The following is a 24798-nucleotide window of genomic DNA, read 5'->3' on the forward strand; positions in this document are numbered from 1 at the left end:
GGCTCAAGGCGCTTTCACCGCAATGTTCCAGCTATCGCACGGTGCGTAACGCTAGCGCCGCGGGCGCGATGGCGGGCAGGTAAGCCGTCATCGCGATAAGCGGGTTGGTTTCTGTCATCAGTGAACGTGGGCTGGAGGACTCCCGGCCAGCACGTGCCTGTGCAAATTATCCACGTCGGCTTTCGAAGCCGCCGCGGCGTATCCCTGCAGCAGCGCTTCGAAGTGATCCTCGAACAGCCAATGCCGATCTGATGCGTAGCGCTGCATGTGGCGCAGATTACGCCGACGCAGGGAAGGGCTCAATGCCGAGGGGTAAATTCGCAGGTCGGCCAGGTCGATCAGACCGAACTCGCCGTCCTCCAGCACCAGCACATTGCCCAGGTGCAGGGAGCGGAAGTAGACCCCTTGCTGGTGCAGTTGAGCCATGAATTTACCGAAGCGCTCCACCAGTGCCTGGCGCACTGCCGGGGCGGTGATGCCTTGCAGGATCTGGCGCAGCGTGTTGCCCGGCAACGGGGAGTAATGCACAGCGGTGCTGCCGTCTTCGAACCGGTAAAGGTCGAGGATGTGCGGTGTCGGGATGCCCATGCTGCGCAGTTGCACGCTATTGACGGCAAAACGATCGGAGTAGGGCGTGAAACTGCCCGAGGTATACCAGCGACGGCGGCGGAACAGCTTGAGAAAACTGCCATCGCTCAGGCGCAGGACCTTGGGGCCCAGTCCATCCTCTTCGATGACCCGGGCATCGGCAGTCAGCTGCTGCAGCGCGCTTGGCGTCGCAGTCTTGATTGGCATGTCCAGCAGGCGCCGGGCCCGTTGATTGATGCTCAATGCGGCAATCAGCGCCAAGGGGATCCACAGCAGGAACCAGTGCTCCTTGGGGCGAGAGATGATCCCGCCACCTTCAGTCAGGCCTGCGCCAATACCGAAGGCCAGCCAGGCTGAGGCAATGATAAACAGCGGTTGCACGCGATGGCGCCGGCTGCTGATGAAGCTCCATGCGAGAAAGAACAGCCATGGCAGCAGGCCGATAATGCCGACGTAGTAGAGCACGCCCAAGGCAAAGCTATGGGGTTCCTGAAGGTTGTAGCCTACGCCGGGGTCCAGTCTCAGTACGGCGTTGTAGCCGTGCCCGATCCATGGGTGTTCAGCGATCCGGTTCAGGGTCAATTGCCAGAGCTCGATGCGGAAGGAACTGCCTCTTTCGAAAATCTTGTCTGCAAACAACGCGAACGTCGCCGTTCCGGCGATGAACATGGCGCCAAGCATGAAGATCGAACGTCGATTCCAGCAGATGAAACACAGCCAAAGCGCAGCCAGCGTCAGTGCAACCAGTGGGGTCCTGGAGCCGGTGGCCAGCACTGTGGCGAACATGATCGCCATCGCCGGTACGCTCAGCCAAAGTACCTGGTGTCGCTTGCAGGTCATGCTCAGGCTCAGCCAGTAGGTACAAAAAAAGCCGAAAACGTGGGAGCTGAGCAGTGGATTGTCGAAAGCGCCTACACCGATCAGGCGCATTTCCGGTTGATAGATCTGGTCGAACCTGTACAGGTTGTAGGCAGAGATGACCAGTGCCACCGTCGCGGCGCAGAACAGCAGGGGCTGGATGATTTCGCTGCGATAGCGCACCAGCAGGTAGCAGCCAACGAACAGCATCAGGGTATGCAATGACGGTTTGAGCTGGCCAAAGTCGATGTCGTCGTCTGGCCTCCAGCACAGGCTGAGCAGTGCCCACGCCAAAAACAGCAGGACTGCAATGACGATCGGTTCCTGCAGTAACTCTTTGCCGAGTCGCGGCCGCAGGCACAGTGCAAACAGTGCCGGAATGCTGAACAGGCCATAGTAAAGCTTGTGATGCACACTGCGCCCCGGCAGGAAAAACAGCGCACAAAGCAGCAGTAAATAACCGAGCGGAAGGATCCACAAGCAAATGAAATCGAAGATTCTGTTGGACGTGCTGTTCAAAGCGTTTAATTGCATGCTGGGTAACTTATTCCTGAATTGAGCGACCATACCAAGGCAGGGACATCTGGTGGCTATTTGACGCGCCACAATACACAGACTGTATGCGATTGCCAGAACCCTGGGGAAGCTGTGGTAAAGTCAGCGTCCTTTTCATCGACATTCGCGTGATATGACCGACTCCAGTCTCTGCGCAAGCCCATCGAGCTTGAAAATCTACTTCCGCCTGCTCGGCTATGTCCGGCCGTATATCAGCCTGTTCCTGATCAGCATCGTCGGTTTTCTGATTTTCGCTTCGACGCAGCCAATGCTGGGCTACATCCTCAAGTACTTCGTCGACGGTCTATCCAACCCTGAAGCTGTGCTCTTTCCAACCGTGCCCTACCTGCGGGATCTGCAACTGCTGCAGGCGGTGCCATTGTTGATCATCCTGATCGCTGCGTGGCAGGGATTGGGGTCGTATCTGGGCAACTACTTCCTGGCCAAGGTTTCCCTGGGCCTGGTCCATGACTTGCGGGTCCAGTTGTTCAACAACCTGCTGGTGTTGCCAAACCGGTATTTCGACAAGCATAACTCGGGGCACCTGATTTCCCGTATCACCTTCAACGTGACCATGGTCACGGGGGCGGCAACAGATGCGATCAAGGTCGTAATCCGTGAAGGCATGACGGTGATCTTCCTGTTTGCCTCGCTGTTGTACATGAACTGGCGCCTGACGCTGGTCATGGTCGCCATCCTGCCGCTGATCGCCCTCATGGTGCGCACGGCCAGCAAGAAATTCCGCAAGCAGAGCAAGAAAATCCAGCTGGCCATGGGGGACGTGACGCACGTTGCCTCCGAGACCATCCAGGGTTATCGCGTGGTGCGCAGCTTCGGCGGTGAAAAGTACGAAGAGAAACGTTTCTTCGATGCCAGCCAGGGCAACACCGACAAGCAATTGCGCATGACCCGCACGGGCGCCATCTACACGCCGTTGCTGCAACTGGTGATCTACACCGCCATGGCCGTGCTGATGTTCCTGGTGCTGTTCCTGCGGGGCGATGCGTCCGCTGGCGACATGGTGGCCTACATCACCCTGGCCGGCCTGCTGCCCAAGCCGATTCGCCAGTTGTCCGAAGTCAGCTCGACCATCCAGAAGGGCGTGGCCGGTGCCGAAAGTATTTTCGAACAACTGGATGTCCAGCCTGAAGTCGATACCGGCACCGTCGAGCGTGATGTGGTCAGCGGCCGCCTGGACGTGCGCAACCTCAGCTTTACCTACCCCGACACCGAGCGTCAGGTGCTCAATGACATCAGTTTCTCGGTCGAGCCCGGGCAAATGGTGGCACTGGTGGGGCGTTCGGGCAGCGGCAAGTCGACCCTGGCCAACCTGATTCCGCGTTTCTATCACCACGACAAGGGCGAAATCCTCATCGATGGCGTCGAAGTGGAACAATACAAGCTGTTGAACCTGCGTCGGCATATCGCCCAGGTGACTCAGCACGTGACCCTGTTCAGCGATACCGTGGCCAACAACATCGCCTATGGCGACCTGGCTGGCGCACCCCGTGAAGACATTGAAAAGGCGGCCAAGGATGCCTACGCGATGGACTTCATTGCTCAATTGCCTGAAGGCCTGGACACCCAGGTCGGGGAAAACGGCGTGCTGCTGTCCGGTGGCCAGCGCCAGCGCCTGGCGATTGCCCGGGCACTGTTGAAGAATGCTCCGCTGCTGATTCTCGATGAAGCGACTTCTGCACTCGATACCGAGTCCGAGCGGCATATTCAGGCAGCCCTGGACCAGGTCATGAAAGGTCGCACCACGCTGGTGATCGCTCACCGCCTGTCGACCATCGAGAAGGCCGACCTGATCCTGGTCATGGACCAGGGGAAAATCGTCGAGCGCGGCACCCATGAACAACTGCTGGCGCAAAACGGCTACTACTCGCGCCTCAACGCGATGGGCCTCGACGCCCCGGCCGAAGACATCGCCTGACCCCGAAAGGGCGAGCCTGGCTCGCCCTTTCGCACACCTGGCGCGCAACGCGTCCGGTGATTTGTATCCAGACCCTTACGCTTCTTGACCAAACCTGAATAAATCTCGGCAACGTGCTTGTTAAGGTTCCTGAACGAACTTTGACTTGAATCGAGAGGGCCATCCCTTTCGCGCGGGTGTCTGCATGTTGCAACGTTATCTCTGGAAGCTGTTGCCCAAGCCGCAACGGGCTTTTCTGCTGGGGCGCCTGTCGGTCGTGGACCGTCAAGTGGTCAACAAGTCGATGTCGGCCAGCGTCAGTTTCCCCGAGCCCTTCGAGCAGCGCTCCTGCCTGTTCATCCACGTCCCGAAATGTGCCGGCAGCAGTGTCTGTGCAGCCATGTTTGACGACTGGAGCCCGGGCCACTTGCCGTTGTACTGGTACGAGCAGCAATTTCCCGAGCAGTTTGCCGCCAGCTTCAAGTTCGCGTTCGTTCGCGATCCCCTGGAAAGGGCCTACTCGGCCTACGCATTTCTGCGGGGCAATGCCTTGGGGAAACGGGATCACGCGGCGCAGAAACTGGTCAGCCACTACCGTGACTTTGATGACTTCGTCGGCCGCTGGTTGCACCCGGAGACGATCCAGCGACAGTTGCACTTCGCCGCGCAAACGGATTTCCTGACGGACTCCATGGGCCATCTGGCGCTGGATTTCGTCGGCTATCAGGAGCACCTTGAGCGGGATTTCAGGCTGGTTTGCGAGCAATTGGGCTATCCAGTGGAACTGCCCCACGTGAACCGGTCGCAGCAGCGGCGCCCGATGCTGGCGCGCGAGTTTTGCACGGTACGCACCCGCCGGCTGGTGCGGCGGGTCTATCAGCGTGATTACGAGATGCTGGGTTATGAATGAAGCCGAAGAGTGCCGTCGCCTGGTGGGTTTCTGATCAAAAAATAAGCAATAAAGCCCGGCGAATCATCCGGTTGCAGCCACCGCACAAGCCGACACCAACCCTGTGTTAATATCGCGCCCCTGTTCATTCTGTATGTGGGTTGCACCATGAAGTTGTCCATGCCGCGATTCGATCAAGCCCCTGTCTTGGTAGTCGGCGATGTCATGCTCGACCGTTACTGGCATGGTGGTACCTCACGGATTTCTCCTGAGGCACCGGTGCCGGTGGTCAAGGTCGATCACATCGAAGACCGCCCGGGCGGTGCTGCCAACGTTGCCTTGAACATTGCCGCCCTGGGGGCTCCGGCCTCGCTGGTCGGTGTAACCGGCGACGATGAAGCCGCCAACAGCCTGGTCAACAGCCTCAAGGGCGCCGGCGTGCGGGCCATCTTCCAGCGCATTGCGCACCAGCCGACCATCGTCAAGCTGCGGGTCATGAGCCGTCACCAGCAATTGCTGCGTATCGACTTCGAAGAACCCTTCGCCACCGACGCGCTGGCGCTGGCCGCGCAGGTCGACGAGTTGCTCGAAGGCATCAAGGTGCTGGTGCTGTCCGACTACGGCAAAGGCGCGCTGAAAAACCATCAGGCGCTGATCCAGGCCGCCCGTGCCCGCGGCATTCCGGTGCTGGCCGATCCCAAGGGCAAGGATTTCTCGATCTACCGCGGTGCGAGCCTGATCACGCCAAACCTCAACGAATTCGAAACCATCGTCGGTGGTTGCGCCGATGAGCACGAATTGGTGAGCAAGGGCGCGCAGCTGATGCACGACCTGGACCTCGGTGCCTTGCTGGTGACCCGTGGCGAGCACGGCATGACCTTGCTGCGCCCGGATCATCCGGCGCTGCACCTGCCGGCCCGAGCCCGTGAAGTGTTCGACGTGACCGGTGCCGGCGATACGGTGATTTCCACCCTGGCGGCCGCAATTGCCGCGGGTGAAGAACTGCCCCACGCGGTGGCCCTGGCCAACCTGGCGGCGGGCATCGTGGTCGGCAAGCTCGGTACGGCGGCCATCAGTGCGCCGGAACTGCGTCGAGCGATTCAGCGCGAGGAGGGTTCCGAACGCGGTGTGCTGGGCCTTGAGCAGCTGTTGCTGGCGGTCGATGATGCCCGCGCGCACAACGAGCGGATCGTGTTCACCAACGGTTGCTTCGACATCCTGCACGCCGGTCACGTGACCTATCTGGAACAGGCGCGGGCCCAGGGCGATCGCCTGATCGTGGCGATCAACGACGATGCATCGGTCAGCCGCCTGAAAGGGCCGGGCCGTCCGATCAACAGTGTCGACCGGCGCATGGCGGTACTGGCCGGTCTGGGTGCGGTGGACTGGGTCATCAGTTTCTCGGAAGGCACTCCGGAAAACCTGCTGAGCGCGGTCAAGCCGGACGTGCTGGTCAAGGGCGGCGACTACGGGATCGACCAGGTGGTCGGCGCGGACATCGTGACGGCCTATGGCGGTACCGTGAAAGTGCTGGGGCTGGTGGAAAACAGCTCGACCACGGCGATTGTCGAGAAGATCCGCAAGTCGTAGGAGCTGGCGTAGCCTGCGATCTTTTCCGGTGGCCTGGGGATCGTAAAATCAAAAGATCGCAGCCTGCGGCAGCTCCTACATGGAGTACGCAGACTGCGATCTTTTGCGTTTAAGAGCTTACCTTTTTACGAGGCACAATTTTCTTCAGCAGTTGCTTGGCCTTCCCGCGCAACCGCGCCAGGCCCGAATCCTTCCCCGGCGGGGTCAGACCCTGCTGCCTCACCCAGTCCTTCCAGCGAATTCGTTCATCGCGAACCAGCCAGCCTTCCTGTTGGGCGAAACTCTCGGCCAGGTACAGTCCGCGCGTGCTGGCCGGGTACAGCTGATCCTTTTTCAAGGTATAGAGCTCAGCCATCGGGTGGCCGTCCTGCAAGGGCATCAAGTACAGATCGGGGCGCTTGCGGTCGAGGCGGGCGACGAGTTGATCGCCTTCGAGTCTTTCATCGACATGGAACAGGCTCAGGGATTTGGCATCCTTGGGAACGTCCAGGCGCAAGTCGTAGATCAGTTGCAGCGACGCCGTTGGCAAATGCACGTAAGCCCGCGGGCGCTCTATCAGCATCAGGTTGGCGCAACGTACCGGCCGCGCCGAGCCGGACAGTGGCGACAAGCGAAACGGCAGGGCTTCACGGTAATGCAGGGCGGCCGAGTAGGGCGCCGGCAGCCAGGTGTCATTGAACCGCCCACCGAGCCAGCCTTCCGGGGTTTCCAGCAGGCATTCTTCGGCTATCTCCTGGATCGCCGTGTGCAAGGGCAGGTTCAGTTCATGGGCCGGCACGTACCCGGAGATCAGCTTGAGCACCACATCGCCACGGTCCTGTCGGCGTTGGCGTACCAGCACCCAATAGTCGCGATTCTGCCAATGCAGGGTCAGGCGCACCGAAACCCCGAGATTGGCCAGCTCCAGGGCAAACCGTTCGCTGTCGCCGACCGTCACCGGGCGACGACGTTGCAGGGTCTGGGAGAAATTCAGCGGCCTGCCGACGCTCTGGTAAGCCAGGCCTTCGGGGGTCGCTTCGACGAATAACGGCAGGGTCTTGAAGTTGCTCGGGTTCTTTCTGATGAGCGTACGCGACATGTCGGCTCCTGCTTAAGGCCGCGTGGGCGGCGTCAGTGGCTACGTAGGACCTGGGCAACGGTCGCGACATTGTGGGCGAGGTGCAGCGGATTGATGGTCCCGACAATAGCACTGGCAACACCCGGATGTTCAAACAACAACTCGAAACTGGCGCGCACCGGATCCACGCCCGGACTCAGGCATGCATGACCACTGGCGAGGGCTTTTTTGACCAGAATGGCTTTGCCGTGTGCAGCAGCATAGTCAATGACGGCCTTCTCGTTTTGTTCGTTCAGATTGTAGGTGACCATCGCGCAGTCGCCTTGCTCCAGCGCCTTCAAACCGCCTTCGACGGTTTTGCCGGAAAAGCCGAAACCGCGAATCTTGCCTTCGGCCTTGAGCCCGGCGAGAGTGTCGTAGACTTCGCAGTCATTGAGGATCGCCAGGTCATTACCATCGGAGTGCACCAGCACCAGGTCGATGAAGTCCGTTTCCAGGCGTTGCAGGCTGCGTTCCACCGACATGCGTGTGTGTGCGGCGCTGAAATCGTGACGGGACTGGCCGTCGGCAAACTCTTCACCAACCTTGCTGACAATCACCCAATCCTGGCGCTGACCGCGCAGCAACGGGCCCAGGCGTTCTTCGCTGCGACCATAGGCCGGGGCGGTGTCGATCAGGTTGATGCCCAGGTCGCGTGCGAGCTTGAGCAGCATGTGTGCTTCGTCGTCATCGGGAATCTGGAAGCCGTTGGGGTACTTCACCCCTTGGTCGCGGCCCAGTTTCACCGTGCCCAGGCCCAGGGGTGAAACCAGCAGGCCGGTGCTGCCCAACGGGCGATGCAAGTCGTGCAAGGTCGGTTGGCTCATGGCAGCAGTTGCTCCCAGGCCGGTACGCCCATCGGCGGCTTTGGCAATTCAGGCAGTGCTGCCGGGTGGCTTGGCCGGATACCGTCGCGGGTCAGGCTGGCGATCACGCGGTCGGCGAAGTCTGGCGCCAGGGCGAGTTTGGTCGGCCAGCCCACCAGCAGTCGGCCTTCCTCGGCCACAAAGGCGTTGTCGGGACGGGTCAGGCCTGATTGCAGCGGTTCGGCGCGATCCACGCGCAAGGTCGCCCATTGCGCGGTGCTCAAGTCGATCCATGGCAGCAATTGGCCGAGCTCTTTCTGTGCGGTGGCGATCTGTTCGGCGGGCTCACGGGTCACGCCTTCGGATTCCGCGATATCGCCGCCCAGGTACCAGACCCATTGGCCATCCGCCGCCGGGTGCGTGGTCACGGTGATACGAGGCTTGGTGCCGCCGCCCAGGCAGTGGGCGTACAGCGGTTTGAGGCTCGGCCCCTTGGTGATGATCATGTGCAACGGGCGGCGCTGCATGGCGGGTTGGCTCAGGCCCAGCGTTTCAAGCAATGCCGCGGTGCCGGCGCCGGCGCTCAGGACGATGCGCTGGGCACGGATCTCGCGCTCATCCACCTTCAGGCCGACCAGCACGCCGCCTTCGAGCAGCGGCTCGATCTTCTGCCCGGCGAGCAAGCCATCTCCGGCCAGATCGGCCAGGCGCTGGATCAGGCTCGGCACATCGACCACCAGTTCCGCCAGGCGATAGACCTTGCCCTTGAAGCGCTTGTCCTGCAGGGCTGGCGGCAATTGCTCGCCCTTGACCTGATCGACGCGACCGCGCACGGCTTTGCTGGCAAAGAAACTGGTGAGGTTGCCGGCGAGGGTGCCGGGGGACCAGAGGTAATGGGCCTCGGACAGCAGGCGTACGCCGGACAGGTCCAGCTCGCCGTCACCGGCCAGGGCTTCACGCCAGCGACGCGGCATGTCGGCGATGGCTTCCGATGCCCCCGTCAGGGCGCCATGCAGCGCGTATTTGGCGCCGCCGTGGATGATGCCCTGGGACTTCACACTCTGCCCGCCGCCGAGGCTGGCGCTTTCCACCAGCACGGTCGAAAAACCTTGGCGACGCAGGCGCGCATTCAGCCAGAGGCCGGCGACACCAGCGCCGACAATCAGCACGTCGGTGGAAATAACGGATGGCATTCGGCGACCTCTGTGTTCAAGACGAGGGCGCAGTATACAGATTCATGGATTGGAGCTGAGACGGGAAAAGGATCGCAGCCTGCGGCAGCTCCTACGGGTGGGCTCGGTCTGCCTTTGTAGGAGCTGCCGCAGGCTGCGATCTTTTTATCAATGCCCGGCAGTCTTGGAGAAGAGCTGGATGACCACAACACCGAGCACAATCAACGCCATCCCCAGCATCGCCGGCACGTCCAGCTTCTGCCCGTAGATAAACAGCGCCGCGACGCTGACCATCACGATCCCCATGCCGGCCCACACGGCGTACGCCACACCCACGGGAACGCTGCGCACCACCAGGGTCAGCATCCAGAAGGCAATGCCGTAACCGACGATGACCAGCACCAGTGGCAGCGGGGTGCTGAAGCCTTTGACCGCTTTCATCGAAACAGTGGCAATCACTTCGGCGCAGATGGCAATGGCCAGGTAGTAGTAGGCGGTCATGGGTCAATCCTCGTGTGAAGTGTTGCTCTCTGAGGTCGACATTCTAGAGATTCGCCAGATGCGGTAAAGTCATTACCTATCTGTTTAGAAGATGGGTTGAGCCATGAGCATGCAATGGAATCTGGAGCAGCTGCGGTTGTTTGTCAGCGTAGCGGAGCAGCGTTCGTTTTCTGCCGTGGCGCGGGATCAGCGCAAGGCGCAGTCGGCGGTCAGCAGTTCGATAGCGCTACTGGAAGAAGACCTGGGTGTCAGCCTGTTCGACCGCAGCAGCGGCCGACAACCAAAACTCACTGAAGCCGGCACGGCATTGCTGGACGAAGCGCGGGAGGTGTTGCGTCAGTGCGAACGACTCAATGGCCGGGCGCTGGCGATGATGCGCGGGCAGGAGGCGCGCCTGCGTGTGGCGCAGGATGAAGCGATGCCTTATCAGCCGATCATCGAAAGCTTCGAGGCCCTGGCGGAAAAATTCCCCAGCCTTGAAGTGCAACTGACCAGCGCCGCCCAAGGCGATGTCGCGCGCAAACTGGTGGAGCGGCGCGCCGATCTGGGTCTGCTGTTTTTTCACGATCAGATTCCCGAAGCACTTGAGCGGCGGGTGCTGGGCAGCGTGGAAATGGTCACGGTGTGCGGCAAGGATCATCCGTTGGCGCGCAAAGGCGCAGTGGACGGCCAACAACTGGCGCAACATCGGCAGCTGCTGATGTCCACGGAGTCGAGCATTTATCCCGGCAGTGATCCGGCCAGCCCGCAGGTCTGGCGCGCCGACAGTTTCTATGTGATGGCCGAATGGCTGGTGCGCGGCCTCGGCTGGGCCTGGTTGCCGCGCCATGTGGTGCAGTACCCGACCTATCAGAACCAGATGGTCGAACTGGTCAGCGAATGGACCCCGCCGGCCCTGGTGGTGGAACTGGTATGGCGCCGCGATGAACCGCTCGGTCCGGCCGCGCGCTGGCTCGCCGAACGTTTTGCCGTGCACTTGCAGGCGATAGGCGAAAAAAGCCGATAAACTCCGCCGCCATGAATAGAACTCTCTACACCGCGCTGTTTTATCTGGGGCTGCCATTGGTAGCGATTCGGCTTTGGCTGCGCGCGCGCAAGGCGCCGGCGTATGCCAGGCGCATCGGCGAGCGTTTTTCCTTCGGGATGCCGGCGATGAAACCGGGCGGCATCTGGGTGCACGCCGTGTCGGTGGGCGAAAGCATTGCGGCCGCGCCGATGATCCGCGCCTTGCTGGCGCGTTATCCGGATCTGCCGATCACCGTGACCTGCATGACCCCGACCGGTTCGGAACGCATCCATGCACTGTTCGCCAATGAGCCTCGCATCCAGCACTGTTATCTGCCCTATGACCTGCCTTGCGCTGCCCGGCGTTTCCTTGATCGGGTCCAGCCGAAACTGGCGGTGATCATGGAAACCGAGCTGTGGCCCAACCATATCCATCAATGCGCCAAACGCGGGATCCCCGTGGCGCTGGCCAATGCGCGGCTGTCCGAGCGTTCGGCCAGGGGTTACGGCCGGTTCCCCAAGCTGACCCAGCCGATGCTGGCTGAAATGAGCTTGTTCGCGGTGCAGACCGAAGCCGAGGCCCAGCGCTTGCGCGACCTGGGCGCGCGGACCGAAACCGTTGACGTGACCGGTTCGATCAAGTTCGACCTGACCATCGACCCGCAGCTGTTGGAGCGCGCCGTTGAGCTGCGTGGGCAATGGCAGGCGCTGGAACGACCGGTGTGGATCGCGGCCAGTACCCATGACGGCGAAGACGAGGTGGTGCTGGCGGCTCATCGTCAGTTGTTGGCCAGTCACCCCGATGCGTTGCTGATTCTGGTGCCGCGTCATCCGGAACGCTTCAATTCGGTGTACGGGTTGTGCCAGCAACAGGGGTTTGCCACGGTCCGCCGTTCCAGCGGCGATGCGGTCAGCGCGAATATTTCAGTGCTGCTGGGCGACACCATGGGCGAGCTGCTGTTTCTCTACGCCCTGGCTGACAGTGCATTCGTCGGCGGCAGCCTGGTGCCGAATGGTGGGCATAACCTGCTGGAGCCGGCGGCCCTGGCTAAACCGGTATTGAGCGGCCCACATCTTTTCAACTTCCTCGAAATCGCCGCGCAGTTGCGCAGTGCCGGAGCGTTGCAGGAAGTGGAGGATGCCGAAGGGCTGGCGGTGGCGGTGCAGCGGCTGTTCGAACTGCCCCGTGATGCGCAGCGCATGGCAGAGGCCGGGTTGAACGTGATGCGCGCCAATCAGGGGGCATTGCAGCGGTTGCTGGATGGGTTGGGGCGGTTGATCGAGCGGTAGACCGAGTCGTCGGACAGAAAAAGATCGCAGCCTGCGGCAGCTCCTACACGGGATTGATGTTCATCCTGTAGGAGCTGCCGCAGGCTGCGATCTTTTGCTTTTACTGATCAGGCCGCGCTTTCAACTGCTCCTCTGCCGCCTTGGCCAGATCCGGTGGCAGGAAATCCTTGTCCGGGTTGTAGTTCGGATTGAGCCAGCGTGCCAGGACTTGCAGATCCCCGGGATTCAACGTGCCGGCCTGTTGCTTCAAGCGCAGGTTGTCGAGGATGTAGTCGTAGCGGGTGTTGTTGTAGTCGCGCACCGAGGTGTAGAGCTGACGTTGCGCATCCAGCACGTCGACGATGTTTCGCGTACCCACCTGATAGCCGATTTCAGTCGCTTCCACCGCGCTCTGGTTGGAGATGATCGATTGCTTGCGCGCCTGTACCTGCTCGACATCGGTGTTCACCGCGCGGTGCAGGTCGCGGGTGTTTTCCACGATCTGCCGGCGCAGGGATTCGCGTTGCTGCTCGGTCTGGTCCAGTTGTGCATAGGACTGACGCACCTGGGAGTTGATCAGGCCACCGCTGTAGATCGGGATGTTCAGTTGCAGGCCCACGGTCGTTTGGTCAACGTTGCCGCCGTACGCCTGGGGCAGGTTGTTCGGGTTGCTGAAGCCCAGCGCATCGTTGTCGCCTTTCTCGTACTTGGCGACCGCGTCAACCGTTGGCAAGTGACCGGACCTGCGCTGCTTGAGGGTTTGTTCGGCGGCGCTGACGGCATAGTTGCTGGCCAACAGATTGAGGTTCTGCCTGCCCGCGGTTTCGACCCAGGCCTTGGCGTCGTTCGGTACTGGCGGCAGGATCGGCAAGTTATGGCTGATGCCCCAGATCGAGTTGTACTGGCGGTTGGTCAGGGTGATCAATGCTTCAAAGGCGTCGTCCACCTGGCGCTGCGCAACGATGCGGTTGGCGCGTGCGGTGTCGTAGCTGGCTTGTGAGTTCAATACGTCGGTCTTGTCCGAGAGGCCGACATCGAAACGCTCGTTGGATTGATCGAGCTGGCGTTTGAACGCAGCTTCTTCGGCCTTGGTCGAGGCCAGGTTGTCCTGGGTGCGCAGCACGTTGAAATAGCTGTCAGCGGTTTGCAGGATCAGGTTTTGCTCGGTCGCCGAGAGTTGCAGGGCGGCCTGTTCGTTGACTTCCTTGGCGGCCTGGAACTGGAACCAGCGATCGGCGCGGAACAAGGGTTGCGCCAGGGTGGCCTGGTACGAATGAGCATCGCGGTTGGTCGTGCCCGAAGGTTGATCGAGCGACGTACGCACCTCGGAAACATTGGCGCCGCCCGATAGGTTCGGCAGCAGCCCGGCGCGGGCCTGGGGTACGACTTCTTTCTGCGCGCCGTATTGGGCGATGGCAGCCGCCAGGTCGGCGTTGTTGTTGACGGCTTCCTGATAAACGCTGACCAGGTCCGTCTTGGCCGATAAGGGCACATCTGCTGCCCAGGCCATTCCGTTGGACGCACAAGACACGGCAAGGGCCAGTGAGAGTTTGCGCAGCATAGACGATCCCTAGAATTGATATTACAGAGGTAATTTGAGCGCCAAGGCTAAGGCCATGGTTTGACAGCGTCAATGCCGGCTCAGCGTAGCGAGTGTAGTTGTGCATTGGGGCGGCAACAATCCTGATACTGCGTGTAATTACGCCATTCATCACGGTAATTGCAGTGGGGTTGGCGTTCTTTGCCAGTTGTGTCTAGACTGGCCGGGTTCTTGTCGGGGTGCCTTGCTATGAGGCTGAGATCGAATAATTTCGGATCCCGTTGAACCTGATCAGGTTAGCGCCTGCGTAGGGAACAAGATTTCTCGTCACCCGGCGAGTCCTCTTGTGCTTCGTCCGGGATGTTGTTCGACAATCGAACACCCCTCGAGCACTGAGCACAGCACAGCTGGATTTCCCAGCGCCCGTGCGTCCATTCGTTTACAGGTTCGCTCCGACAAAAATCCACTGCCTGGATGTGTGTCTGGAGAGCCCGTGATGACTACAAAAGCAAAAATCGCCACCAACCTGAGTGACTCGGCCAAGGTCGATCAGCAATCGGTGCAGCCGTTTACCCGCTCGCAAAAAATCTATGTTCAGGGCACTCGCCCGGACATCCTCGTGCCGATGCGCGAAATCAGCCTGGACGTAACGCCGACCGACTTCGGCGGCGAGGTCAACGCACCGGTAGTGGTGTATGACACCTCAGGCCCTTACACCGACCCCAATGTCATCATCGATGTGCGCAAAGGCCTGGCCGACGTGCGTTCGCCGTGGATCGAATCCCGTGGCGATACCGAGCGCCTGAGCGGCCTGAGTTCGAATTTCGGCCAGGAGCGCCTTGCCGATCCGGAGCTGACCAAGCTGCGCTTCGCCCACGTCAACAACCCGCGCCGCGCCAAGCCGGGTGCCAACGTCAGCCAGATGCACTACGCGCGCCAAGGCATCATCACCGCCGAGATGGAATACGTCGCCATCCGCGAAAACATGAAGCTGGAAGTGGCCCGTGCCGCCGGCCTGCTGGACCAGCAACACGCCGGCCACAGCTTCGGCGCCAGTGTGCCGAAAATCATCACCCCCGAATTCGTCCGTGACGAAATCGCCCGTGGCCGCGCGATCATTCCGGCCAACATCAACCACACCGAACTGGAACCGATGATCATCGGCCGTAACTTCCTGGTGAAGATCAACGGCAACATCGGCAACAGCGCACTGGGTTCGTCCATCGAAGAAGAAGTGGCGAAACTGACCTGGGGCATTCGCTGGGGTTCGGACACGGTCATGGACCTGTCCACCGGCAAGCACATCCACGAAACCCGCGAGTGGATCATCCGTAACTCGCCGGTGCCGATCGGTACGGTGCCGATCTACCAGGCCCTGGAAAAAGTCGGCGGCGCGGCCGAAGACCTGACCTGGGAGCTGTTCCGCGACACGCTGATCGAGCAGGCCGAGCAGGGCGTCGACTACTTCACCATTCACGCCGGCGTGCTGTTGCGCTACGTGCCGATGACCGCCAAGCGCGTGACCGGCATCGTCTCCCGTGGCGGTTCGATCATGGCCAAGTGGTGCCTGGCGCACCACAAAGAGAACTTCCTCTACACCCATTTCGAAGACATCTGCGAAATCATGAAGGCCTACGACGTCAGCTTCTCGCTGGGCGATGGCCTGCGTCCGGGTTCGATTGCCGACGCCAACGACGAAGCGCAGTTCGGCGAGCTGGAAACCCTCGGCGAGCTGACCAAGATTGCCTGGAAGCACGACGTGCAGTGCATGATCGAAGGCCCGGGCCACGTGCCAATGCAGTTGATCAAAGAGAACATGGACAAGCAGCTGGAGTGCTGCGACGAGGCGCCGTTCTACACCCTCGGCCCGCTGACCACCGACATCGCGCCGGGCTACGACCACATCACCTCCGGCATCGGTGCGGCGATGATCGGCTGGTTCGGTTGCGCGATGCTCTGCTACGTGACGCCGAAGGAGCACCTGGGCCTGCCGAACAAGGATGACGTCAAGACCGGGATCATCACCTACAAGATCGCCGCGCATGCCGCCGATCTGGCGAAGGGGCACCCGGGCGCACAGATCCGCGACAATGCCTTGAGCAAGGCGCGTTTCGAATTCCGCTGGGAAGACCAGTTCAACCTGGGCCTGGATCCGGACACCGCGCGTTCGTATCACGATGAAACCCTGCCGAAGGATTCGGCCAAGGTCGCGCATTTCTGCTCGATGTGCGGGCCGAAATTCTGCTCGATGAAGATCACCCAGGAAGTCCGCGAGTATGCGGCCAACCAACGGATCGAAGCGGTCGACGTGGACGTCGCCCAGGGCATGGCCGAACAGGCTGAGCGCTTCAAGCAGGAAGGCAGTCAGCTTTACCAGAAAGTTTGATCTGACCCGGGATTGACGGTGCCTTTGGTGCCGTCTTCGCGAGCAAGCCCGCTCCCACATTAGACCGCGTCCGCCCGGACAACTCGGTCAACTGTGGGAGCGGGCTTGCTCGCGAAAGCGCCAGTTCAGACACCGAAACTCCCAATAACAAAATGTGTCCCTCTGAGATAACACCCTTGAGCATTCAACCCAGCACGTACTCACCCGACATTGCGGTGCCGATCGACAAGCGTGTCTTTGGCGGTCGCGACCTGTTTTCCCTGTGGTTCTCCCTCGGCATCGGCCTGATGGTGTTGCAGACCGGCGCATTGCTCGCGCCAGGCCTGGGCCTGTCCGGTTCGCTGCTGGCAATTTTCCTCGGTACCCTGGTCGGCGTTCTGCTGCTGGCAGCCGTTGGCGTGATTGGCAGCGACACCGGCCTGTCGTCGATGGCTGCGCTCAAGCTCAGCCTCGGTGCCAAAGGCGCGAGCCTGCCGGCGGTGCTGAACCTGCTGCAACTGATCGGCTGGGGCTCGTTCGAAATCATCGTCATGCGCGATGCCGCCAGCCTGCTGGGCGCAAAGGCGTTCAGCGACGGTAGCTGGCTGTCTAATCCGATAATGTGGACGCTGTTTTTCGGCGCACTGGCGACCTTGCTGGCCGTCAGCGGTCCGCTGACTTTCGTCCGGCAGATCCTGCGCAAATGGGGCATCTGGCTGCTGCTGGCCGCGTGCATCTGGCTGACCTGGAACCTGTTCGCCAAGGCTGACCTGGCCGCATTGTGGGCCCAGGCCGGTGACGGTTCGATGCCGTTCGCCGTGGGTTTCGACATCGCCATTGCCATGCCGCTCTCGTGGTTGCCGCTGATCGCCGACTACTCGCGCTTCGGCAAACGGGCGAAAAACGTCTTCGGTGGCACCGCCATCGGTTTCTTCATCGGTAATTTCTGGCTGATGAGCCTGGGTGTGGCCTACACCCTGGCGTTCGCGCCGAGCGGTGAAGTCAATGCCTTGCTGTTGGCGCTGGCCGGTGCCGGCCTGGGGATTCCGCTGCTGCTGATTCTGCTGGATGAATCGGAAAACGCCTTTGCCGATATTCACTCGGCAGCGGTGTCCAGCGGGATTCTGTTGCGCGCCAAAGTCGAGCACCTGGCCCTGGCCATCGGCGTCATCTGCACGCTGATTGCCTTGCTGGCGCCGTTGGCCCAGTACCAGAACTTCCTGCTGCTGATCGGTTCGGTGTTTGCACCGTTGTTCGGCGTGGTGCTGGTGGACCACTTCATCCTGCGCAAGCGCAGCGCCCAGGCGGCCTCGGCCGCATTGCGCTGGCCGGCGCTGCTCGCCTGGCTGGGCGGGGTCAGCACCTATCACTTGTTGGCCAACCTGTATCCGGATATCGGCGCAACCCTGCCGGCACTGGTAGTGGCAGGGTTGCTCCAGCTAGTGCTGGGCCGGGCCTTCAGTTACGGCCGGGAAACAGCTCCGGCTTGATGATGCCGTTCAGGCGAGGGTAGGGGATCTTCAGTTCGACATGGCCCAGCGCGTAAGGCGCGATGGTGCTGGTTTCGTACTTGAGGATCACCCCACCGTAGGTCAGCGCCACGTTCTGGGTTTTCAGGAACGGCCAGCTCTTCACGAACTCCGGTTCCTGATCGAGCTTGGTGCTGATCAACCAGCTGTTGTGCGCCACTTGCGCGGCTTTCCAGAACGCGTCTTCCTGCCCTGGCACCAGCATGTCCGACAACGTCAGCACTTTATGCTGCTGGCGCGAATAGTTGATGAAACCTCGACCTGGGGTGCCATGGGCACCGCCGGTGTCCAGGTAACTGGACAATTCGACGATCACCAATCCGTCATGCTGCTCACGTACCTTCGCCTGCAGATAGCTGCTGAAGCGCGGACCGGCGGTGCGCAAAAACTCCTCGCGATAGGCCGCCAGGGTCGGGGCGACAGGCGCGTCGGGCGAGGTGCGGGTCATTTGCAGCAGGCGCTTTTCGATGATGCCGTCCAGTGCCGGCTCGTCCGCAAAGTGCAGGGTGTCGATGTTGACCAGCGGACAATCCGGGTTGCTGCAACCGGGCTTGAGTTGCTCGGAGGCGTCGCGGGTGGTTTCCAGCGGCGTCCGGTAGTTGGGCTGGAACAGGCTCGCGCAAGCGCCCAGGGTCAGGGCGATAGCGGCCACGGAGGCGATTTTGAAAAGCGACATGAGCGTCCTTTCTGAAACAGGGGAAGGCAAAAAGTTACCGGCTTCGACTCTCAACAAAGCAGTCAGTTCGCCACTAAGCTAATTAGAGTGGGTTTCGCCCTCACCGTCCATCCCGCTGACGGGAAAGGGGCTGCATCAAACGTCACGGGCGCGTTAGGATGGCGCGAAGTCGAGGCCCAGGAAAAAAGCAACCTCGAACAGGATTTGCAGTAAAAGAGGATAGTCATGACGGATTTTGCCAACGCCATTCCGACCGCCGTTGATATCGTGCGGCGCGAAAAGTGCTACGAGGGCTTCTACAAACTCGAACGCGTGCACTTGCGCCACGAATTGTTCGCCGGGGGCATGAGCCGCGAGATCAATCGCGAAGTGTTCGTTCGCCATGACGCGGTATGCATGCTGCCTTACGATCCGCAGCGCGATGAAGTGGTGCTGATAGAGCAATTTCGCGTCGGTGCCATGGACAAGACCGATAACCCGTGGCTGATCGAACTGGTCGCTGGTCTGATCGACAAGGATGAAGTGCCGGAAGCAGTTGCTCACCGCGAGGCGCAGGAGGAAGCTGGGCTTGAAATCGGGGCGCTCTGGCCGATGACCAAATACTTTCCATCGCCGGGCGGCAGCAACGAATTCGTGCATCTGTACCTGGGGCGTTGCGACACTACCGGGGTTGGCGGCCTGCATGGGCTGGAGGAAGAGGCAGAAGACATCCGCGTCACGGTCTGGGCTTTCGAAGATGCCTTGCAAGCCGTGCGCGACGGGCGTATTGCCAACGCGGCGAGCATCATTGCCTTGCAATGGCTGGCTTTGAACCGCGTTGAAGTGAGGGGGCTATGGTCGTAAACAAGCTGCGCGATCGCTATCGGGTGGACCTGGTGGGGCTGCAAGCGTCCTGCGAGGCGAACTACGCGCGCCTGATGCGACTGCTGCCGGACATGCGCAGCGAGCCAGCCGCGCGGCGCATCGCCGTGACCCATGGCGACCAGATGCTCGGCGTGCTGGCGCTGGAAGTGCTGCTGACCTGTCCTTACACCACGACCCTGCAAGTGCGGCAGGAACACAGCCTGCCCTGGCTGCCGGTGCCGCAACTGGAAGTGCAGGTCTATCACGACGCGCGCATGGCCGAAGTGGTCAGCGCCGAACATGCACGACGCTTTCGCGGCATCTATCCTTACCCGAACGCCTCGATGCACCAGCCGGACGAAAAGGCCCAGCTGAACATGTTTCTGGGCGAATGGCTGAGCCATTGCCTGGCGCTGGGGCATGAGTACGAAGTGGTACGTTAATTCTGAACTGCAGTTGTGAACTGCGTCAGGTTCACAGGTTTCCCCTTTCGATCATCCCCCAGCATAATTGCGGCACTTATCCATCCCCGTGATCACGCCCTGGGAGAACGCCTTGCCGAGCGTATCCACATTGACCACCGCCGATCCGGCGTTGCTGGTGCAACTCTCCGACAGCCACCTGTTTGCCGAAGCGGACGGCGCGTTGCTGGGCATGAACACCCGCGACAGCTTGCAAAAGGTCATCGAGCTGGTGCACGCGCAACAGCCGCGGATTGACTTGATCCTGGCCACGGGTGATCTGTCCCAGGACGGGACGCTGGAGTCCTACCAGCAGTTTCGCGACATGACGCGCCAGCTCGATGCGCCGGCGCGCTGGATTCCCGGCAATCACGATGAGCCGCAGATCATGGCCGAAGCGGCGGTGCAGAGCGCTTTGCTCGAGCCGGTGGTGGATATCGGCAACTGGCGGGTCACCTTGCTCGATTCGGCGGTACCAGGCTCGGTGCCGGGTTATTTGCAGGATGAGCAGCTGCAGTTGCTCGTCCGCTCGTTGAGCGAAGCGCCGGAACGCCATCATCTGGTGTGCTTCCACCATCACCCGGTGTCCATCGGTTGTGCATGGATGGAACCGATTGGCTTGCGCAATCCCGAGGCGCTGTTCGCCGTGCTGGACCGCTTCGAGCAGGTGCGCGCGGTGTTGTGGGGGCATGTGCACCAGGAAATCGACCAGATGCGCAACGGCGTGCGGTTGATTGCTTCGCCCTCGACCTGCATCCAGTTCGAGCCGGGGAGCGAGGATTTCAAGGTCGGGGAACAGGCGCCGGGCTATCGCTGGCTGCGACTGCTGCCCGACGGGCGGCTGGAAACCGGTGTGGAGCGGGTTACCGGGTTTGATTTCACTGTGGATTACGGTTCCAACGGCTACTGATAAATCCCTTGTAGGAGCTGTCGAGTGCAACGAGGCTGCGATCTTTTGATCTTGCTTTCAAGAAACAAAGTCAAAAGATCGCAGCCTCGTTGCACTCGACAGCTCCTACAGTAAACTGCGGCTTTTTAGCCGACGCACAGGGAGCTCAAATGTCCGGTTCGATCCTTTATATCCACGGCTTCAACAGCTCGCCGTTGTCGAAGAAGGCCTGTCAGTTGGTCGAGGTGATGGAACGTCTGGGCCTGAGCGAACACTTGCGTATTCCGGCATTGCACCATCACCCGCGCCAGGCTATCGAGCAGCTGGAGCAGGCGATTGCCGAGCTGGGACGGCCACTGCTGGTCGGCAGCTCGCTCGGCGGCTACTATGCCACTCACCTGGCCGAGCGCCTTGGCTTGAATGCCCTGTTGATCAACCCTGCCGTCAGCCCGCACCGGATGTTCGACGGCTTTCTGGGGACGCAGAAAAACCTGTATACCGAAGAGACCTGGGAAATGACCCACGACCACGTGACGGCCCTGGCCGAACTGGAAGTGCCTGCGCCCCAGGATCCACAGCGTTATCAGGTATGGTTGCAGACAGCTGACGAAACGCTGGACTATCGCCTCGCCCAGCAGTATTACCGGGCATGCGCCTTGCGTATCCAGGCCGGCGGCGACCACAGTTTCCAGGGTTTTGCCACACGACTGCCGGCCATGTTGAGTTTTGCCGGCATTGGCGCCGATTTGTATCAGGCAATCGATTTCACCGCATTGTGAGCGATAGCCCCATGAATTCTTTTTTCACCGAACACTGACGACGAGACCCCATGGCCACTCCCAGCGCTAGCTCTTATAACGCAGACGCCATCGAAGTCCTCTCGGGCCTCGACCCGGTGCGCAAACGCCCCGGCATGTACACCGACACCAGTCGGCCGAACCACCTTGCCCAGGAAGTCATCGACAACAGTGTCGACGAAGCCTTGGCCGGGCATGCCACATCGGTACAGGTGATCCTGCATGCCGACCATTCCGTGGAAGTCAGCGACGACGGCCGTGGCATGCCGGTGGACATTCACCCCGAGGAAGGTGTTTCGGGCGTCGAGTTGATCCTCACCAAGCTGCATGCCGGTGGCAAGTTTTCCAACAAGAACTACCAGTTCTCCGGCGGTCTGCACGGGGTGGGTATTTCCGTGGTCAACGCCTTGTCCACCGAAGTGCGGGTGCGTGTAAAGCGTGACGGCAACGAATACCAGATGACCTTCAAGGATGGCTACAAGGCCACCGAGCTGGAAGTCGTCGGTACGGTCGGCAAGCGCAACACCGGCACCAGCGTGTTCTTCGCGCCGGATCCGAAATACTTCGACTCCCCGAAATTCTCCATCAGCCGCCTCAAGCATGTGCTCAAGGCCAAGGCCGTGTTGTGTCCGGGGTTGCTGGTCAGCTTTGAAGACAAGGCCACCGGCGAGAAAGTCGAATGGCATTACGAAGACGGCCTGCGTTCCTATTTGGTCGACGCGGTCAGCGAATTCGAGCGCCTGCCGAACGAACCGTTCTGCGGCGCTTTTGCCGGTAACAAGGAAGCCGTGGATTGGGCGCTGCTGTGGCTGCCGGAAGGCGGCGATGCGGTGCAGGAAAGCTACGTCAACCTGATCCCGACGGCTCAGGGCGGTACCCACGTCAACGGTCTGCGTCAGGGCCTGCTCGATGCGATGCGCGAGTTCTGCGAGTTCCGCAGCCTGTTGCCGCGCGGCGTTAAGCTGGCGCCGGAAGACGTTTGGGAGCGCATCGCCTTCGTGCTGTCGATGAAGATGCAGGAACCGCAATTCTCCGGACAGACCAAGGAGCGGCTGTCTTCCCGTGAAGCGGCGGCGTTTGTCTCCGGTGTGGTCAAGGATGCGTTCAGCCTGTGGCTCAATGCCAACCCGGAAACCGGCATGCTGCTGGCGGAACTGGCGATCAACAACGCCGGCCGTCGCCTCAAGGCCAGCAAGAAGGTCGAGCGCAAGCGCATTACCCAAGGCCCGGCGCTGCCGGGCAAGCTGGCCGACTGTGCCGGGCAGGACCCGATGCGTTCCGAACTGTTCCTGGTGGAAGGTGATTCCGCCGGCGGTTCCGCCAAGCAAGCGCGGGACAAGGAATTCCAGGCGATCCTGCCGTTGCGCGGCAAGATCCTCAACACCTGGGAAGTCGACGGCAGCGAAGTGCTGGCCAGTCAGGAAGTGCACAACATTGCCGTGGCCATCGGCGTCGATCCGGGCGCGGCGGACATGAGCCAGCTGCGCTACGGCAAGATCTGCATCCTCGCCGACGCCGACTCCGACGGCCTGCACATCGCAACCTTGCTCTGCGCCTTGTTCGTCCAGCATTTCCGCCCGTTGGTGGATGCCGGTCACGTCTACGTCGCGATGCCGCCGTTGTACCGCATCGACCTGGGCAAAGAAATCTACTACGCCCTCGATGAAGCCGAGCGCGATGGCATCCTCGATCGCCTGGTGGCCGAGAAGAAGCGCGGCAAGCCGCAGGTCACCCGATTCAAGGGGCTGGGCGAAATGAACCCGCCGCAGCTGCGCGAGACCACCATGGACCCGAACACCCGGCGTCTGGTGCAGTTGACCCTGGAAGATTTCGAGGCCACCTCGGAAATGATGGACATGCTGCTGGCGAAGAAACGCGCCGGTGACCGCAAGACCTGGCTGGAGTCCAAGGGCAACCTGGCCGAGGTGCTGGGCTGATGCGTCTGGGCTTTGCCCTGGCCTGTGGGTTGCTGCTGACGTCGATTACGGTATTTGCCGAGCCGGCGCCACAGCTGCGCGTGTTGTCCGGGCATGTCATCGACGGCATGCCCGGTGGCAACCTGTCCGGGCTGACGCAGTGCGGCAATGACCTGTGGGCGGTTTCCGACCGCGACGATGACCAGATCTACCGCCTCGATACCCGCGAATCTGTGTGGCAAGCCGAAACGGTGCACATCGACGTACCGCCGGTGCCTGACAGTGGTTTGCCCTGGGGCTTGAAGTCTCGCGTCTGGGGGGCTTCGTTCGTGCGTGGCGGGGATCTGGACTTCGAAGGCATCACCTGCGACAGCGCCGGCAATCGCTACATCGTCAGCGAAGGTCATGCCGCTGTCTTGCAAGTGCCGCCAGCGGGGCCTGCCACCTGGCTGAAAATTTCGCCGATGATGGTTCGCGAGGCACGGGCCAGAGGCCTGCTGTTGCAATTCAATGCGCTGTTCGAAGGGCTGGCGATCAATCCGGCGGGCGATAAGATGTGGCTCGCCGCCGAGCGTCAAGGCCGCGGACTGCTGATGATCAAGCGCAAGCAGACCCTGTGGGATTGCGACGGTGGTTGCGTGCTGCTGAGCGAGGCGGGCATGGAAATGCAGCCCGAGCAGTTTCCCCATGCCAAGCCTGTCCCGCGGGATTTTTCTGACCTGTCGCTGTTCAACGGCAAGCTGTTCACCCTTGAACGCAATGCCTTCCAGATCTGCCGCCGGGATGCGCAGACGGCCAAGGTCGAGCGCTGCTGGTCGTACGCTGCCGAGTTGTTGCAGGAAAACCGTCGTTATTCACAGAATTACGGGCTGGAAGAAGCGTTGATCGTGGATGCCGATGGCGCCTGGATCGGTGTCGACAATAACTTCGGCGCGCGCGCCGATGGCGAAGTCCGCCCGGTGGTCTGGCGCTTCGCTGCACCGGAAGGTGGCTGGAGTGCCAAGCCATGAGACAACAACGCCCGGGGCAGCGTATCGGCCGGGTGTTCATGGTGCTGGCCTGGTGTGCGGCACTATTTCTGGCCACGCGATTTTTCGCCCAGTGGGAAGCGCGTCAGCAAAATCCGAATGTGGTGGTCAGCTCGGAGCAGGGCGAAGGTTTCATCGAGGTGAAACTGGTGAGCAACGCTCAGGGGCATTTCGTCGCCAGCGGCCTGATCAACGGCCAGTCGGTGGACTTCATGCTCGATACCGGGGCGACCGATGTGTCGATTCCGGCGGGCCTGGCCAAGCGCTTGAAGCTCGAAGAAGGATTCGGCGTGACCCTGAGCACGGCCAATGGCCTGAGCCAGGGCTATCGCACCCGTATCGAACGCCTGCAACTGGGCGACATCGTGCTGCGGGATGTACGCGCACTGGTGGCCCCGGGGCTGCATGGCGATCAGGTGTTGCTCGGCATGAGCGCACTGAACAAACTTGAATTTACCCAGCGCGGTGGCACCATGCTGCTGCGCCAGACAACGAACCGATGAGGCCCGC

21 protein-coding genes and 1 riboswitch are annotated in these 24798 nt (G+C 61.2%); of the genes, 14 read left to right on the forward strand and 7 right to left on the reverse strand.

Annotated features, from left to right (window positions below; translation table 11 throughout):
* Positions 1-117 precede the first annotated feature (117 nt).
* Positions 118-1980: an O-antigen ligase family protein gene (locus tag AC3IP0_RS02240; RefSeq protein ID WP_489326577.1), complete on the reverse strand. Its 1863-nt coding sequence runs from the start codon at positions 1978-1980 to the stop codon at positions 118-120.
* Between the two features lie 154 nt (positions 1981-2134).
* On the opposite strand from AC3IP0_RS02240, the gene msbA reads away from it, so the two are divergent.
* The 3 genes from msbA to hldE all read left to right on the forward strand — a co-directional run bounded on the left by msbA (position 2135) and on the right by hldE (position 6395).
* Positions 2135-3937 carry a lipid A export permease/ATP-binding protein MsbA gene (gene msbA, locus AC3IP0_RS02245; RefSeq protein WP_057712276.1) on the forward strand — a complete coding sequence of 601 codons (1803 nt, stop codon included), beginning with the start codon at positions 2135-2137 and terminating at the stop codon, positions 3935-3937.
* 184 nt (positions 3938-4121) lie between these two features.
* Positions 4122-4826: a sulfotransferase family 2 domain-containing protein gene (locus AC3IP0_RS02250; protein WP_489326579.1), complete on the forward strand. Its 705-nt coding sequence runs from the start codon at positions 4122-4124 to the stop codon at positions 4824-4826.
* Between the two features lie 147 nt (positions 4827-4973).
* Entirely contained in the window at positions 4974-6395 is a 1422-nt protein-coding gene (hldE, locus tag AC3IP0_RS02255; RefSeq protein ID WP_046039763.1) for a bifunctional D-glycero-beta-D-manno-heptose-7-phosphate kinase/D-glycero-beta-D-manno-heptose 1-phosphate adenylyltransferase HldE, read from the forward strand.
* 109 nt (positions 6396-6504) lie between these two features.
* On the opposite strand, the gene AC3IP0_RS02260 is transcribed toward hldE, so the two are convergent.
* The 4 genes from AC3IP0_RS02260 to AC3IP0_RS02275 all read right to left on the reverse strand — a co-directional run bounded on the left by AC3IP0_RS02260 (position 6505) and on the right by AC3IP0_RS02275 (position 9970).
* A complete protein-coding gene (locus AC3IP0_RS02260) occupies positions 6505-7473 on the reverse strand; it encodes a metal ABC transporter ATPase (RefSeq protein WP_489318092.1) in 969 nt (322 codons plus the stop codon).
* A 32-nt stretch (positions 7474-7505) separates the two neighbouring features.
* Positions 7506-8318 carry an aldo/keto reductase gene (locus tag AC3IP0_RS02265; RefSeq protein ID WP_489326581.1) on the reverse strand — a complete coding sequence of 271 codons (813 nt, stop codon included), beginning with the start codon at positions 8316-8318 and terminating at the stop codon, positions 7506-7508.
* Positions 8315-9490 (reverse strand): NAD(P)/FAD-dependent oxidoreductase, encoded by a 1176-nt coding sequence (locus tag AC3IP0_RS02270; RefSeq protein WP_489326582.1) that lies wholly within the window; start codon positions 9488-9490, stop codon positions 8315-8317. Before AC3IP0_RS02270 ends, AC3IP0_RS02265 begins: the two co-directional genes overlap by 4 nt.
* A gap of 147 nt (positions 9491-9637) precedes the next feature.
* Positions 9638-9970, reverse strand: a complete 333-nt coding sequence (locus AC3IP0_RS02275; protein ID WP_015093202.1) for a DMT family transporter — start codon at positions 9968-9970, stop codon at positions 9638-9640.
* 103 nt (positions 9971-10073) lie between these two features.
* Here AC3IP0_RS02275 and AC3IP0_RS02280 point away from each other — a divergent pair, with 103 nt between their 5' ends.
* Together AC3IP0_RS02280 and waaA are read left to right on the forward strand one after the other, a co-directional pair.
* Positions 10074-10976 (forward strand): LysR family transcriptional regulator, encoded by a 903-nt coding sequence (locus AC3IP0_RS02280; protein WP_177413774.1) that lies wholly within the window; start codon positions 10074-10076, stop codon positions 10974-10976.
* Between the two features lie 11 nt (positions 10977-10987).
* A complete protein-coding gene (waaA, locus tag AC3IP0_RS02285; protein ID WP_489318095.1) occupies positions 10988-12265 on the forward strand; it encodes a lipid IV(A) 3-deoxy-D-manno-octulosonic acid transferase in 1278 nt (425 codons plus the stop codon).
* A 100-nt stretch (positions 12266-12365) separates the two neighbouring features.
* On the opposite strand, the gene AC3IP0_RS02290 is transcribed toward waaA, so the two are convergent.
* The gene (locus tag AC3IP0_RS02290) at positions 12366-13805 is read right to left on the reverse strand and encodes a TolC family outer membrane protein (RefSeq protein WP_489318096.1); all 1440 of its coding nucleotides are present in this window, start codon (positions 13803-13805) and stop codon (positions 12366-12368) included.
* 204 nt (positions 13806-14009) lie between these two features.
* Positions 14010-14115, forward strand: a riboswitch (TPP riboswitch).
* Positions 14116-14280: 165 nt separating this feature from the next.
* Here AC3IP0_RS02290 and thiC point away from each other — a divergent pair.
* Both thiC and cytX read left to right on the forward strand, forming a co-directional pair.
* Positions 14281-16170 carry a phosphomethylpyrimidine synthase ThiC gene (thiC, locus tag AC3IP0_RS02295; RefSeq protein ID WP_046039775.1) on the forward strand — a complete coding sequence of 630 codons (1890 nt, stop codon included), beginning with the start codon at positions 14281-14283 and terminating at the stop codon, positions 16168-16170.
* 176 nt (positions 16171-16346) lie between these two features.
* Positions 16347-17639 carry a putative hydroxymethylpyrimidine transporter CytX gene (cytX, locus tag AC3IP0_RS02300; RefSeq protein WP_489318097.1) on the forward strand — a complete coding sequence of 431 codons (1293 nt, stop codon included), beginning with the start codon at positions 16347-16349 and terminating at the stop codon, positions 17637-17639.
* Here cytX and AC3IP0_RS02305 read toward each other — a convergent pair.
* Positions 17608-18354, reverse strand: coding sequence for an RsiV family protein (locus tag AC3IP0_RS02305; protein WP_489326583.1), 747 nt, complete (start codon positions 18352-18354; stop codon positions 17608-17610). The two genes, cytX and AC3IP0_RS02305, sit on opposite strands and share 32 nt — an antisense overlap.
* Positions 18355-18579: 225 nt before the next feature.
* On the opposite strand from AC3IP0_RS02305, the gene AC3IP0_RS02310 reads away from it, so the two are divergent.
* From AC3IP0_RS02310 to AC3IP0_RS02340, 7 genes are all read left to right on the forward strand, one after another.
* Complete coding sequence (locus AC3IP0_RS02310) at positions 18580-19197, forward strand: NUDIX domain-containing protein (protein WP_150754798.1); 618 nt, start codon at positions 18580-18582, stop codon at positions 19195-19197.
* A complete protein-coding gene (locus tag AC3IP0_RS02315) occupies positions 19188-19640 on the forward strand; it encodes a DUF1249 domain-containing protein (RefSeq protein ID WP_007977461.1) in 453 nt (150 codons plus the stop codon). The genes AC3IP0_RS02310 and AC3IP0_RS02315 overlap by 10 nt, the downstream gene beginning before the upstream one ends.
* Positions 19641-19752: 112 nt before the next feature.
* A complete protein-coding gene (gene cpdA, locus AC3IP0_RS02320) occupies positions 19753-20568 on the forward strand; it encodes a 3',5'-cyclic-AMP phosphodiesterase (RefSeq protein ID WP_489318099.1) in 816 nt (271 codons plus the stop codon).
* 149 nt (positions 20569-20717) lie between these two features.
* Positions 20718-21326 carry a YqiA/YcfP family alpha/beta fold hydrolase gene (locus tag AC3IP0_RS02325; protein WP_489318100.1) on the forward strand — a complete coding sequence of 203 codons (609 nt, stop codon included), beginning with the start codon at positions 20718-20720 and terminating at the stop codon, positions 21324-21326.
* 50 nt (positions 21327-21376) lie between these two features.
* Positions 21377-23281: a DNA topoisomerase IV subunit B gene (gene parE / locus AC3IP0_RS02330; RefSeq protein ID WP_150754800.1), complete on the forward strand. Its 1905-nt coding sequence runs from the start codon at positions 21377-21379 to the stop codon at positions 23279-23281.
* Positions 23281-24270, forward strand: a complete 990-nt coding sequence (locus AC3IP0_RS02335; protein ID WP_489318101.1) for an esterase-like activity of phytase family protein — start codon at positions 23281-23283, stop codon at positions 24268-24270. Before parE ends, AC3IP0_RS02335 begins: the two co-directional genes overlap by 1 nt.
* Positions 24267-24791: a retropepsin-like aspartic protease family protein gene (locus AC3IP0_RS02340; protein WP_489318102.1), complete on the forward strand. Its 525-nt coding sequence runs from the start codon at positions 24267-24269 to the stop codon at positions 24789-24791. The genes AC3IP0_RS02335 and AC3IP0_RS02340 overlap by 4 nt, the downstream gene beginning before the upstream one ends.
* Positions 24792-24798: the final 7 nt, after the last annotated feature.

This window comes from Pseudomonas sp. GL_103 (assembly GCF_057835175.1).